The sequence below is a fragment of the Flavobacterium sp. ZT3R18 genome, assembly GCF_007097385.1.
Classification (GTDB): domain Bacteria; phylum Bacteroidota; class Bacteroidia; order Flavobacteriales; family Flavobacteriaceae; genus Flavobacterium.
The window spans coordinates 1-14,057 of record NZ_VJZS01000007.1; the positions used below are offsets into that span (position 1 = coordinate 1).

At 32.9% G+C, this 14,057-nt stretch carries 14 protein-coding genes; 9 read left to right on the forward strand and 5 right to left on the reverse strand.

Going from position 1 to position 14,057, the window contains the following annotated elements:
• The first annotated feature begins 234 nt into the window (after window positions 1-234).
• Together FNW52_RS09400 and FNW52_RS09405 are read left to right on the forward strand one after the other, a co-directional pair.
• Window positions 235-1,155, forward strand: a complete 921-nt coding sequence (locus FNW52_RS09400) for a phytanoyl-CoA dioxygenase family protein (protein ID WP_143377211.1) — start codon at window positions 235-237, stop codon at window positions 1,153-1,155.
• A 57-nt stretch (window positions 1,156-1,212) separates the two neighbouring features.
• Window positions 1,213-2,163, forward strand: coding sequence for a nitronate monooxygenase family protein (locus FNW52_RS09405; protein ID WP_143377393.1), 951 nt, complete (start codon window positions 1,213-1,215; stop codon window positions 2,161-2,163).
• 161 nt (window positions 2,164-2,324) lie between these two features.
• Here FNW52_RS09405 and FNW52_RS09410 read toward each other — a convergent pair whose 3' ends face one another.
• The 4 genes from FNW52_RS09410 to FNW52_RS09425 all read right to left on the reverse strand — a co-directional run bounded on the left by FNW52_RS09410 (window position 2,325) and on the right by FNW52_RS09425 (window position 5,990).
• On the reverse strand, window positions 2,325-3,977 hold the full coding sequence (locus FNW52_RS09410) for an aryl-sulfate sulfotransferase (RefSeq protein ID WP_143377212.1): 1,653 nt from the start codon (window positions 3,975-3,977) through the stop codon (window positions 2,325-2,327).
• A gap of 36 nt (window positions 3,978-4,013) precedes the next feature.
• Complete coding sequence (locus FNW52_RS09415; protein ID WP_143377213.1) at window positions 4,014-4,655, reverse strand: SCO family protein; 642 nt, start codon at window positions 4,653-4,655, stop codon at window positions 4,014-4,016.
• Complete coding sequence (locus FNW52_RS09420; RefSeq protein WP_143377214.1) at window positions 4,630-5,091, reverse strand: toxin-antitoxin system YwqK family antitoxin; 462 nt, start codon at window positions 5,089-5,091, stop codon at window positions 4,630-4,632. The genes FNW52_RS09415 and FNW52_RS09420 overlap by 26 nt, the downstream gene beginning before the upstream one ends.
• A 128-nt stretch (window positions 5,092-5,219) precedes the next feature.
• Window positions 5,220-5,990, reverse strand: coding sequence for a YHYH protein (locus FNW52_RS09425; RefSeq protein WP_143377215.1), 771 nt, complete (start codon window positions 5,988-5,990; stop codon window positions 5,220-5,222).
• A gap of 399 nt (window positions 5,991-6,389) precedes the next feature.
• Here FNW52_RS09425 and fabG point away from each other — a divergent pair, with 399 nt between their 5' ends.
• From fabG to FNW52_RS09455, 6 genes are all read left to right on the forward strand, one after another.
• Complete coding sequence (fabG, locus tag FNW52_RS09430) at window positions 6,390-7,136, forward strand: 3-oxoacyl-[acyl-carrier-protein] reductase (protein ID WP_143377216.1); 747 nt, start codon at window positions 6,390-6,392, stop codon at window positions 7,134-7,136.
• A 121-nt stretch (window positions 7,137-7,257) separates the two neighbouring features.
• Window positions 7,258-9,285, forward strand: a complete 2,028-nt coding sequence (locus FNW52_RS09435; RefSeq protein WP_143377217.1) for a hypothetical protein — start codon at window positions 7,258-7,260, stop codon at window positions 9,283-9,285.
• Between the two features lie 77 nt (window positions 9,286-9,362).
• The gene (locus tag FNW52_RS09440; RefSeq protein WP_143377218.1) at window positions 9,363-9,698 is read left to right on the forward strand and encodes a nucleotidyltransferase family protein; all 336 of its coding nucleotides are present in this window, start codon (window positions 9,363-9,365) and stop codon (window positions 9,696-9,698) included.
• Window positions 9,667-10,008 carry a DUF86 domain-containing protein gene (locus FNW52_RS09445; RefSeq protein WP_143377219.1) on the forward strand — a complete coding sequence of 114 codons (342 nt, stop codon included), beginning with the start codon at window positions 9,667-9,669 and terminating at the stop codon, window positions 10,006-10,008. The genes FNW52_RS09440 and FNW52_RS09445 overlap by 32 nt, the downstream gene beginning before the upstream one ends.
• Before the next feature lie 100 nt (window positions 10,009-10,108).
• A complete protein-coding gene (locus FNW52_RS09450; RefSeq protein WP_143377220.1) occupies window positions 10,109-11,005 on the forward strand; it encodes a LysR family transcriptional regulator in 897 nt (298 codons plus the stop codon).
• A gap of 72 nt (window positions 11,006-11,077) precedes the next feature.
• Window positions 11,078-12,043: a YeiH family protein gene (locus FNW52_RS09455; protein WP_143377221.1), complete on the forward strand. Its 966-nt coding sequence runs from the start codon at window positions 11,078-11,080 to the stop codon at window positions 12,041-12,043.
• Here FNW52_RS09455 and FNW52_RS09460 read toward each other — a convergent pair.
• Complete coding sequence (locus tag FNW52_RS09460) at window positions 12,036-12,770, reverse strand: YoaK family protein (RefSeq protein WP_143377222.1); 735 nt, start codon at window positions 12,768-12,770, stop codon at window positions 12,036-12,038. The two genes, FNW52_RS09455 and FNW52_RS09460, sit on opposite strands and share 8 nt — an antisense overlap.
• A 96-nt stretch (window positions 12,771-12,866) precedes the next feature.
• On the opposite strand from FNW52_RS09460, the gene FNW52_RS09465 reads away from it, so the two are divergent.
• The gene (locus FNW52_RS09465; protein WP_143377223.1) at window positions 12,867-13,871 is read left to right on the forward strand and encodes a zinc dependent phospholipase C family protein; all 1,005 of its coding nucleotides are present in this window, start codon (window positions 12,867-12,869) and stop codon (window positions 13,869-13,871) included.
• The last annotated feature ends 186 nt before the right edge of the window (window positions 13,872-14,057 follow it).

Sequence of the window (14,057 nt, forward strand, 5' to 3'; positions counted from 1 at the left end):
TCCCGAACAGAGTAGTTAAGCCCGCCTGCGCAGATGGTACTGCAGTTATGTGGGAGAGTATGTCGTCGCCTTTCTTTAAAGAATCCTCATCATTTAGTGATGGGGATTTTTTTTGCTTTTATTTTATTAAGTTGTAATGTAAATCGCATATTAATTTCCTCTAAAATGTGTGGAAATAACAAAATGTGTCGTGATTTTCTTTATTTTTGTTGATTATCATCAATCTTAATAATTATGGAATTTATTATTCTTGAAAAACTTTGGCAGCGAACATTAAATCCAAATAGTAACAAGGCACATGACGAAAATTGTAGCTGGAATAAGGAAATAGAAATCTTATATCGAATGGGTATTGGAATGGAAGATACGCTTCGTTATCTTTATTTTGAAAAACCAAGTTTGGTCTTGTTTAAAGAATGGATTTTAGAAAATAAAAAAACTATTTCTATAAATGAACCAGATCTAGACGAGAATGTACTTTCGGAAGAAGATTTAATGTTTTGGAAAGAAAATGGATATGTTGTAGTGAAAAATGCTATTTCTAGATCGGAATGCGAAGCTACTCAAGAAGCAATTTGGGAATTTTTAGGGATAAATCCTGACAAAGAAGAGTCATGGTATCAAAGTAATGCAGAGCAGAGAGGTTTAATGCTTACTTTTTCTGATCATCCAACGCTTAATAAGAACAGGCAATCTAAACGTATTCAAAAAGCATATGAGCAACTTTATGGCACTACGCAAATTTACAAAACCATTGATAAAGTTAGTTTTAACCCTCCCGAAAACGATAATTTTCAATTTTTAGGAAGTACTTTGCATTGGGATGTAAGTCTACATTTACCCATACCATTTGCTTTTCAAGGACTCCTTTATTTAACAGATTGCGGTATTGATGATGGTGCATTTCATTGTGTTGCTGGATTTCATCACAAAATAGAAGACTGGATTCATGATTTATCTCCTAATGAAAATGCAAGAGAAGTCGCTTTGAAAACACTAAAATCTATTCCTGTAGTTGGAAATGCTGGGGATTTTATTATTTGGCATCAGGCACTACCTCATTGTGCCACACCAAATCGTAATAAAACGCCCAGAATGGTGCAATACCTTACTTATTTACCGGATAATTATAAAGTATCTAGTGTTTGGATTTAAAATACTAGGCACGCATAGTATATTTTGTTATATTTGTATCTCCTTAAATTTTATATGATGATAAAACCAACATTAATTTCCCTTTTAAAAATCAAACGCCCATTAATTATGGCACCCATGTTTTTGGTTTCGAATACTAAAATGGTTATTGAAGGTATGAAATCAGGGGTAGCGGGTTGTATTCCAGCATTAAATTACCGAACATTAGAGGAGTTACGTGCTTCAATTATTGAACTAAGAGAAGCCAAAGTTGAAGGTGGGAGTTTTGGGTATAATTTGATTGTCAATAAATCAAATATCAAATATAAAGATCAATTGGCGGTATTGTGTGAAGAAAAAGTGGATTTTATAATCACTTCTTTGGGTTCGCCAGAGGAAACTATAAATGCAGCCCACAAGGTTGGAATTAAAGTATTTTGCGATGTTACAGACTTGGCTTTTGCTAAAAAAGTGGAGAGTTTGGGAGCAGATGCATTAATTGCTGTAAATAATCAAGCAGGAGGTCATAGAGGTTTGCTAACTGCCAAGAAATTGATTGAAGAATTAAATTTAAATACATCATTGCCTGTTATTTCAGCAGGAGGTGTTGGTACGAAACAGGAACTGGAAGAAATGTTAGGTTATGGAGCTATTGGTGTTTCTGTCGGAAGCCCGTTTATAGCTTCTTATGAATCAGGAGTTTCACAGGAATACAAACAAGCCTGTGTTGATTATGGAGCAAAAGACATTGTATTGACCGAAAAAATATCGGGAACACCTTGTACGGTTATCAATACGCCTTATGTTAAGAAAGTGGGGACCCAACAAACTTGGCTGGAAAACACTTTAAATAAAAACAAAACTTTAAAAAAGTGGGTAAAAATGATTCGGTACATGATGGGATCAAATGCTGTTACTAAAGCCGCGACCCAAGTTACTTATAAAACCGTTTGGGTTGCAGGGCCAACGATTGAGAACACTACAGAAATAAGCCCTATTTCTAAAATAGTTGATAAATTGTGTTTGTAGTTTTTTACCAACCTAATTTATAGAATTAGCAACTATTATCGTTCTATTTATAAAACACCTCCAAATTGTATTCAACTTTTTGAAGGTGTTTTTGCTATTTAAAAAGAATTGACAATTTTAATCCATAATTCCTGGTTTCAGAAAATTTTCAAGAAAATATCTCAATTAACAATCATTTTAAAGGTTTTACTATTAGAATCTATGGCTACTTTTACAAAATAGATTCCTTTTGCTAATCCGTTAGTAGAAACTGTGATTTGATTTGAATTAAAACTTTCTTTGAGTACTATTTGTCCCAAACTGTTTAAAATTTCAATTCCTACTTTTGAAGAATTTAAATCCGAAATTGTAATGTGAAATTCATCATTTGTTGGATTTGGATACACAACCAAATCTTTGATTATTAAATTATCAACTACCGATAATGTTAGATTACAAGAACTAGAAATTGTATTTGAATTTTCGATAATACTTCCTGATGTTAATGTATGTCCAGAAAACCCACTATAATTATTGGGGTAGAAAAGACATCTAAAAGACAAATTTTGAGAAGGAGTCGAATTTTGACTAATAATACCAGAAGTATTGGCTGGATTTACATATTTCCAAAGTGTTGTTCCAGCTGAATTTACTTCGGTAAATATGCCACTTGGACCATTGCATAATAATACATTGCCATTGGAGAGTTGTTGTGAACCTGATATATTTTGCGCATAAAAACTATTTGGATTGCCACTATTGTACATCCAAGAAGTTGTGGTTGGCAAGTAAGGTAAAGTTGCTGTATAGTTATATCCACTTATTGGTGGATCAATAATATCTACTGTCGAATAATTTCCTCCAGTTCTACCATTTCCATTGTTAAAAATCATAATCTGATTTTGGTATGGAAGTCCGTTTTCGATCCATTGAGCATTGTGTTGTCCAAATAATTTCTGATCGCTAGTGCTACCATTATTGTACGCTTGAGGATTTCCCCAACGGTATATAACATCTCCTCCTTTTCCTGAGTTTCCTCCCGCATGACTTGCTGCTTGGGCAGTTGTAGTGCTGTGATCTATTATCCAAACTTCATCAAAAGAGTGAGAACTTAATAATATCTGATTTAAATTGGAATTGTAATCGATAGCATTTAAATGAATCCAATCTACCCCTAAAGTTGCATTTGCACTAGCTGCATAATTTAGATTCAGCAATTGTGGATTAGATGCTATTGTACCATAATTTGGTTTGGTATTATCATAATCTTGAATTAGGTGATCCCATAAATACCATTCCCAAACTATAGTTCCTCCAGTAGTCCCAACAGGTTGAATTTCAATGATTTTTTCGCTCCATACTGTTGTAGTTGTCAATGACGGATTCCTGCCTTGTGCAATGGCTTCTGTACTGGTTTTAGATTCCCAAACAATTGCTAAAACATTTCCATTTGGCAACACTTTGATATCGTGATGTTGACATTCTGATGTATTTGAAATGGTATAACTCCATATTACATTTCCATTCCAGTCCATTTTTTCGATTATACCACCTTTGCCACCTGCATTAAAAGTAGTGTTGTTTGTATTTCCCGGTCGCAATAAATTTCCGTCCTCTAAAAGGTAAACTGATTGACCAGGTTTGTAGGTGCTTGGCCAGGTTTTAACTTGTTTGCCGCATTTGTCAATAAGATAGGTAGTGGTGCTATTTATGGGAGCAAATAGTACATAGCCATTATCAAGTGTGCCGGAATCATGTTGTATCAAACCAACTGTTTGAGAATAGGATTGAAAGATTCCAAGGGCAAATAGAATATAGAAGTAATAATTTTTCATTTATTAATTGAATTTAAGTATTAATTAGGAAATGCTTTAGTGTTCATTTTTTAAAACTGCTACATCTTTTATAAGCTGTTCAATCTCTAATTGAAGCGTTGCGTTATAAATCCCTCTTATTTTTTTGTTTTTGTCTACCAAAAGAAGGTGTTCTGTATGCATAAATTGAGAAGTGTCTTTTGCAAATCCTATATTTTCTTCCGCAAAATAACTTTGTCGGGCTAATTTATAAATAGCTGACTTTTCTCCAGTGAGCAAATGCCAATTGGGAGCTGTAATTTTATATTTTTTTGAAAAGTTTTTTAAAACTGCTACGCTATCTTGCCAAGGGGTAACGCTATAGGAAAGTAGCACAATGTCTTTATCGTCCTTGAATTTATTTTGAAATGCAATTAAATTATTTGTCATTTTAGGGCAAATGGAACCACAGCTTGCAAAAAAGAAATTGGCAACATGAATTTTCCTTTCAATATCTTTTTGAGTGATGGTTTTATTATGCTGATCAGTCATGCTGAAATCAGCTATGGTATGATTTATTTGTTTTTCTGCGTCAAGTTTATTCAAAAAAATGGGATAAAAATCAGCAGTGTTATAATACGGTAAGTTAATAGTTTTACTAGTGTTCGTACAGCTTATCTGAAACAAAATAAAACTAATGAGTAGCATTTTCTTTGACATTTTTACAATTTTTAGTTCCTAATAATCCATACCTTCTTCCAGAGATAATTACATAATTGGATCGAATAGAACCGTTGTCATAATATAATTTCTGACTGCCATCTTCTTGTCCTTTTTTGTAATGAAAAAACTTTATCAATTGACCATCCCTGTTCCATTCTTTGAATTCCCCAGTATATTCATCGTTTGATATTTGGTACTCCATTTGCTTTTTTCCGTTTTCCCACCAGTAGTGATGTGTTCCTACTTTTTTGCCCAAATGATAAAAACGTTTTTCGGCTAATTGTCTATTGGAATACCAACTTTTATGAACGCCTTCATCAATTCCATTCGAATAGGATTTTGTAAAAGCTGTATCCTTTGGATTGTACATTTCATAAACGCAGCCATCAAATTTTTTTCCATTTAGAAAAATGATGTCCTGTGTTTTTTTCAAACCTAGAGTATTGACCTCAATGTAAATATTAGGAATTTCTTTAACTATTAAGCTATCTTTCTTTTTAACATTATTACAGGAAAAAAGAAAGAAAATTAAAAAATATATACCTAAAATACCTTTCATAATTATTGCGTTACAGTACCTGGAGTCCCATAAAATCCACTTCCATTTATATAAGGATCGGTGTTGTTTATATGATAATGATAAATTCCATTTGGATAATCTGGGGTTACTGACGTATGTCCATGATACCCATCAAGCATAGCATTGGTTACTTCAATTCCATTTTCTTCAGGTCCATAAACAGGAAATCCATCCAGTAAAAATCCAAGTAAAGAGGATTTGGTAACTTTAACAGTAGTCAAGTACAAAGGCTCTACGTGGTAATGGTAACTTCCTGTACCTGATGGATGTCCTCTATATTGATCGAATGAAATAACTTCACTTGTAAGTGGAGTATTTGGTGCTGCATATTGATTGTATAGCGGAATTCCATTAACAGCTACTCCGATAGCTCCAAGTGGTGTTGCTGCGTGAGTTGAGCTTACTTTTGGGTCTAATGGAATCTTAAAAGTATATGTTTTTGCAACAATAGAATTTGGATTTTTCTTGAAGGTATTCCCTCCAAATGTTGAGCCACTAAAAGCTTCGTATAATGGATTTGTAGTTTCATAATAAACGCTTTTATGATCTGGAAGACCAGTTGATTTTATAGTTATATAGGTGCCGTCAGTAGTAATGCTAGTGGCGCCATATATTTTTTTGTAAACCGCAGGCAGGTCTGTGTTATTTAGAGGAGGAGTAGTGCTGTCTGCTGACTCATCTTTACTACAGGATGTAATTGTTAAAACACCAAATAGAAATAGTACTATTTTTTTACAGGAATTCAGCTTCATAATTGTTTAATTAAAGGTTGATGATTTTTTTTGGCTTTAGGTTAAGACCTGCTTTTTTTTAAAAGGTTTAATTGAATTTCATTTTTTTCTATCCGTATTTTATTATTATATTTGACCTTTGTAAATTAATCTAGATTATTCCATCAAACTTTTATTTCAAGAAGGAGTTCAGTAAATCTGAATTTTAGAAGTGGAAATTCTTTGTTTTTTTTCTCACAAAAAAAAACAAAAACAGTGTAAAATTTAATAATTATTCTGATATTCAGTGGATTATATTTAAAACGAATGACTGGATTAATGACTAATTTAAAGAACAGGATATGAAATTGCTAAGATTCTAAATCATAAATAGGAATTAAGAATATCATATTCCTAATAAAAAACAAGAATAACTAAATTATGAAATTACTAGAAGGAAAAGTTGCCATTATTACTGGCGCAAGTCGTGGAATTGGAAAAGGAATTGCAGAAATTTTTGCTAAAAATGGTGCAAATGTTGCCTTTACTTATAGCTCATCTGTAGAATCTGCACAGGCTTTAGAAAATGAATTGAATGCTTTAGGAATAAAAGCCAAAGGATACCAATCTAATGCAGCCGATTTTAATGAAGCTCAAAAATTTGTAGATGCAGTTTTAGCTGATTTTGGTACAGTTGATATCTTGATAAACAACGCCGGAATTACCAAAGATAATTTAATGATGCGTATGTCTGAAGCTGATTTTGATCAAGTTATCGATGTAAACTTAAAATCGGTTTTTAATATGACCAAAGCGATTCAAAAAACATTCTTGAAACAACGTTCGGGTTCTATTATCAATATGAGTTCTGTGGTTGGGGTAAAAGGGAATGCTGGTCAAACGAATTATGCGGCTTCAAAAGCGGGTGTGATTGGTTTTTCAAAATCAGTAGCACTAGAATTAGGTTCTCGTAACATTCGTTGTAATGTTATTGCACCAGGTTTTATTGAAACTGAAATGACAGCAAAATTAAGTGAAGATGTTGTAAAAGGTTGGAGAGAAGGAATTCCTTTGAAACGCGGAGGTTCTACCGAAGACGTTGCCAATGCTTGTTTGTTCTTTGCATCCGATATGAGTGCTTATGTTACAGGTCAAGTGTTGAATGTTTGTGGAGGAATGCTTACTTAAAAAAGAGTATTCAGTGTTCAGTCGCAGTAGGCAGTTTTAGAAATGAGTTTGGGAAACGAATCACTTCTTATTTACAGCAGTCCACTGAAAACTGAAAACTGAAAACTGAAAACTAATATAAATGACAACAAACACGATTCTATTACTACTACTTTCTTTATTAATAGCGGGTGGTTTGTCGTTTTTTCAATATTTATACAAAGTCAAAAACAAATCGAATGTGTATTTGTTTTTGACTTTTTTGCGTTCTCTTACCATTTTTTCCATACTGTTGCTTCTGATAAATCCTATTATCACGACCAATAAACTGGAAATTATAAAAACGTCTTTGCCTATTGTGGTTGATAATTCAAGCTCGATTTCTTTTTTGAATGCCAAAGAAAAAGCGGTTGATTTAGCCCAAAAAATAGCTTCGAATAAAGCGATTCAAGAAAAATTTGAAGTGCAATCCTATCTTTTTGATACTGATTTTCAACAATCGGATAGTTTAACTTTTAAGGGAACTCAAACCAATTTAGATTTAGTTGCCAAGAACTTAAAGAGTATCTACAAAAATGCTTTTTATCCAACGGTACTTATAACCGATGGAAATCAAACTACGGGGAATGATTATGTCTATAGTTTTGATGAAAACAATAAAGTCTATCCTTTGGTTTTGGGAGATACCACCAAAGTGTTGGATTTGAAAATCAACCAGTTGAATGTTAATAAGTATGCATTTCTAAAGAACAAATTTCCTGTTGAAGTGTTTTTACAATATGCTGGGGATAAAAGTGTTATGGCTGATTTTAGTATCACGCAAGGAAATGATGTGTTGCACAAACAAAGTGTTTCTTTTTCTCCATCGAAGAAAACGGCAGTTGTAAATGTACTTTTGCCTGCCAATAAAGTAGGTGTACAGATTTATAAAGCAAAAATAGATTCTAAAGAAAGTGAAAAAAACACCTTCAATAATATCAAGAATTTTGCCGTTGAAGTCATTGACCAAAAAACAACAGTTGCTATTGTTTCGACTCTAAATCATCCTGATATTGGTGTTTTAAAAAGAGCCATTGAGTCTAATTTGCAACATAAAGTTATAGTATTGAAGCCGAATGAGGTAAAATCGCTGCAAGATTATAATGTACTGGTTTTGTATCAGCCGACTACGGCATTCAAATCGGTTTTTGATTATAATAAAAAAGCCAATTTGAATACGTTTATCATAACGGGAACGAGTACTGATTTTTCATTTTTGAACCAACAGCAAAACAATTTTGTTTTTAAAATGAGTGGTCAGGAAGAGGATTATTTGGCAGGTTTTGATTCACAGTTCAATCTTTTTGCGGTAGATAATTTAGGGTTCGAAAATTTACCGCCTTTGCAAAATAATTTTGGGACAATTACTACTAATGGAGAAGTGAATGTGTTACTTTCTGCCAAAATAAGAAACATAGATACCAAAGCGCCTTTATTGTCTTTTACGGAAAATCAAGGTAAAAGAGCGGCCTATTTATTTGGGGAAAACAGTTGGAAATGGAGTTTACAAAGCCACATTGACAATCAATCCTTTGAGAAATATGATGTTTTCATCAATAAGATTATACAATATTTGGCTTCCAATAATGCGAAAAAATCATTGGTTGTCAATCACGAAAGTTTTTACAACTCTGGCGAAGCTATCGAAATTGCCGCCCAATATTTCAACAAGAATTATGATTTTGATGAAAAAGCAAGTTTGACGATTGCTGTAACCAACATCAAAACAAAACAAACCAAAAATTTCGACCTTTTAAAAGGAAATAATACCTACAAAGTAAATCTTGACGGTCTTTTGGCAGGAAGCTATAATTTCTCTGTAAAAGAATTAAATTCAAAAACATCGTATTCAGGTCATTTTGAGATTCTGGATTTTGATATTGAAAAGCAATTTGTAAATCCAGATGTTCAAAAACTGAAACAATTGGCAGCGCAAACCAAAGGGGCAGCTTTTTATCCAAATCAAATTGATGCGCTGATAAAAACACTTTTGGAAAATGAGGAATACAAAGCCGTTCAAAAAGATGTTGTGACCAAATCGCCTTTGATTGATTGGAAATGGCTGTTGGTTTTGATTGCTATTTTTCTTTCTACAGAATGGTTTGTTCGAAAGTATAATGGGATGTTGTAGGTTTTAGAGTGATTAGTGAATAGTCTTTAGTGATTAGTAAGTAGATAGCTTTCAGAAAAATAAACTATCTTAGCTTAATGAAAATGAAAGAGTCAATACAAATGAAATTAACTGAATTTTTGACATTATGCAAAAGCCATAATGTTAAAAATATTTATGCTTTTGGTTCAGCTGTGACTGAGGATTTCAATGATGAATCTAGTGATATTGATTTACTAATTGAAATTGATAACGAAGATCCAATCGAACGTGGAGAAAACTTGATGGATATTTGGGATAAGCTCGAAGAATTTTTTCAAAGAAAAGTTGATTTATTGACTAATTCATCCATTAAAAATCCAATTCTTAGAAAAAATATAGACTCTACAAAAGTTTTACTTTATGACGGAAAAGAGCAAAAAGTATCTTTCTGATGTGGTAATGGCGATAAACTTAATTCGCGAATTTACTATTGACATTACAGATTTTAATATTTATGATAAAGATAGAAAAACTCAAAGTGTTGTCGAAAGGCAATTGGTAATTATTGGGGAGGCTTTAAATAAATTAAGACAGGTTGAATCTGAATCTGAAATTGTAATTGAAAATGACAAGCAAATTATTGGCTTCCGTAATCGTTTAGTTCACGCTTACGACAGTATTGATAATTCCATAGTTTGGGCAATTATAAATCGTCATTTAGAAAATTTAAAAACTGAAATTAAAAAATTAGAAAACTTATAATACTGCCTACGACCAATGGCAGTTACAACTGATTTTTTTTGAAATTGGCTTAATTTAATAAAGGTTTATTTATACGAGCTAAATAATCAAAAAGACCAATATGGATTTTAGACTAAAAGTGTTTTTCACTGTCGCTACACGATTGAGCTTTACCAAAGCCGCTGCTGAATTATTCATTACACAGCCCGCTATTTCCAAGCATATTCAGGAATTGGAAGAAGAATACAAAATCAAACTTTTTGAAAGAAACGGTTCGAAAATTGCTCTGACCAATGCAGGGGAAGTGTTGTTGAAACATACCAAAAATATCTTTGAGATTTACAGGGAAATCGACTTTGATATGAGTACGTTTATCAATGAGCGCAAAGGTGTGCTGCGATTGGGAGCCAGTACCACGATTTCCCAATATATCATTCCACCACTATTGGCTCGCTTTCATCAAAAACTGGAAGCTGTAAAAGTGAGCTTGCTTAACGGAAATACAGAGCAAATTGAAAACGCTTTGTTAAACAAAGAAATTGAAATAGGAATTGTAGAAGGACAATCCAAAAATCAATCCATAAAATACACCCAATTCATTAAAGATGAGTTGGTTTTGGTTTGCAATCCCAATAATCCATTAGTTCGAAAAAAAGAAATTACTCCTTCCGATTTTAAATCTTTGAGATTTGTAATGCGGGAACAAGGCTCTGGAACACTTGAGGTTATTGAATATGCCTTAAAACCTTTCAATATCAAAATAGATCAATTACAGGTTGAAATGCAATTGGGTAGCACCGAAAGTATCAAATCGTATTTGATGAATTCGAATTGTGTTGCTTTTATTTCGATACATGCTATTGATAAGGAGTTGAAAAATAAAGAATTACAAATTATTGATGTAGATGATTTGATAATTGAGCGTTATTTTTACATTATTACTTTACAAGGAAAATCGGATTCTCTTTCGGAATTATTTATAAAAAACATTTCGAGCTATTATAACCTAAAGTTATAGTGGATTATTTTTAACGATTGGTGGCGATAGGGTTTTATAGCGATCTTTGTGGTGTTAAAAAGAACAAAACAAATGAAAACCAATAGTGTTAATACCTTAATTTTTCCTAAAATCAATACTACAGTACAACAAATTATTTTTGTTTTGCTGTTGCTTCTTTGTTTATTCCCTGTCATTTCGTCTCCTATAGCCTTGTTATTGGGTTTGATTGTAGCCAATCTTTCTGGACATCCTTTTTTGCATTTGAACCATAAAGCGACTAACATATTACTACAAGTTTCGGTGGTAGGATTGGGGTTTGGAATGAATGTGCATAGTGCGGTAGCGGCGGGTAAGGAAGGTTTTCTTTTTACAATTGGTTCCATTATAGCAACTATAGCTTTGGGAACTTTATTGGGAAAATGGTTTAACATTCAGAAAAAAACATCTCATCTTATTTCTTGCGGAACGGCTATTTGTGGTGGAAGCGCTATTGCCGCTATTGCTCCCGTAATCCAATCTAATGAGAAGCAAACTTCGGTAGCTTTGGGTGTAATTTTTATACTGAATTCGATTGCATTGTTTGTGTTTCCTGCCGTTGGGCATTGGTTGAATATGTCTCAAAATGATTTTGGTTTGTGGTGTGCCATTGCCATTCACGATACGAGTTCTGTAGTTGGAGCGGCCAATAAGTATGGAGCGGAAGCTTTGCAGGTAGCGACAACGGTAAAATTGGCAAGAGCTTTGTGGATTATCCCTGTGGCTTTGATTACTGCAGTTGCTTTTAAAAATAAAACCAGCAAACTGAAGATTCCATATTTTATTGGATTGTTCATTTTGGCAATGGTTTGCAATACTTATTTTTCTCCTGTTGCGAGTGTAGCTCCGCATTTGGTTTCCATTGCGAAAACAGGGTTAACTGTTACTTTATTTTTGATAGGAGCAGGGTTGAATCGCTCTGTTTTGAAATCGGTGGGATTGTTGCCTTTATTGCAAGGTGTGTTGCTTTGGGGGTTTATTGCAGTAGGAACTTTAATCTCAATTCTTTATTTCAATTAAAATTAATTTTTTTTCGTTTAATCGTAATGAAATTCAATAGAATGTAATCATAATAAAGTGCGATAAAGAGAAAAACAGCTGCAATAAATAGCGTTTTAAGCGCTAGAAAACCGTAGATAAATCCGCCCATAAAACAACCCAGAAAGAAGAATGAAATAATGGATAATCTTAAATAAATACTGGTTTTTAAGGATTTTCGTTCCTCTGGTTTTTTATAGAAAAATAATTGTGATAATTCAATTCCCAAATCGGTAAAGAGTCCTGTTAAGTGTGTAGTTCTGACTGTAGACTGAGAGATTTTGGTTACCAATGAATTTTGAATACCCATGGCAAAAAGAAGGCCAAAGGCTATCCATTTTTTGTCAAATAAATAAAAATCAGTTTGCATGCCAAAAAGACCCAAAGAGACTAAAATAACTATTTCGATTGTTATTGGTGCTACATGGAAAAGGTCTTGATTTTTTTTTGAAACTACTTCAGCCAAAAAATTAGAGGTAAAAGACCCCGCCAAAAAGAACAAAGTATATATTAGAAATACAATGGCAGCTTGATAATTGTGTTTGGTTACTTCTTCGGCAAAAAAGGCAAAATGTCCTGTAACATTTGTAGTCAATGTTTTTACAGACAAAACTCCCGTTATATTTACAATTCCAGCTACAAATGACAATAATGCTGCAAGACGTAAATTGTGTTTTGAAGTCCTATTTTTGCCTTGATGTCTAAACATTTTAATTTAATTTCGTTGAATTAACATAAATTTAAACCTGATTTGCTTGAATTATCTTTAAAAAAAATACTTTTGTAGTTCAATTAAATAAATATAATGAAAAATTTTAAATTAAAACAGTCAGTTCTTACTTTTTCTGTCATTGGTATTGCTTTTATTAGTTTGTCTTGGGGTGTTTTTGGCCACGAACATATTAATAATGCGGCAGTTATGGCATTGCCGAAGCCTTTACAAACTTTTTTTTATAATCATCTTGATTTTATAACCCAAGAATCAACGGTTCCTGATTTGCGTAAATACACCTTGCGTGATAAAGCGGAAAATCCCCGTCATTTTATGGACATGGAGAATTTTGGTGCTGCAGATTCTATTCCGCTTCCATTTGAGGAGGTTAAGAAAAAGTACGATGAGAAATTTTTATCCAATAACGGAATTCTACCTTGGTACATACAGGAAACAATGACCAAGTTGACGAAAGCTTTCAAGGATAAAAGGAAAACTGAAATTTTGTTTCTAGCGGCTGATTTGGCGCATTACATTGGCGATGCGCATATGCCTTTGCATACTTCGGCTAATCACGATGGACAATTGACTAATCAAAAAGGAATTCATTCTTTGTGGGAATCACGTTTACCTGAAATGTTTGGTAAAAATTATAATTTCTATACTGGGGAAGCCAAGTATGTAGATAATGTGGAAAAAGCGACTTGGGATATGATAAAAGATACCCACAGTCTTGTTGAGCCTCTTTTGTTGGTTGATAGAAATCTTCGAGGAACTTTTACTGCAGAGACCATGTATGACAAAGATGAGAAAGGAAATATCGCTAAAAATAAGTTTAATGATTTGATCTATTCCAAAGAATATGCATCGAAATTTCACGAAGCTTTGAATGGCATGGTAGAGAATCAGATGCGTAAAGCAATTGTTGTGACAACCAATTTTTGGTACACGGCTTGGGTAAATGCAGGGAAACCAAATTTGGATGATTTAGACTCAAAAGAATTGACCAATCGCAATAAAAAGAATTTGAAAAATGATTTGAAACTTTGGAAGCAAGGAAAGCTTTTTGGTTTGGAAAGTGAGAATGATTTTAATTAAGGAAATATAATATTGACTCAGATTTCACAAATTATCACAGATTAATTAGAATAAGTTAAGTTCGTTAATTAGCTATTGTTAAGGTTTTGAATCTGGCTAAACATATTTCTAATTGTGAATTTTTAAGATAAAAAAGGCCTGTAAATTTAGTTTTACAGGCCTTTTCCGTTGTTGTAATTTTATAAA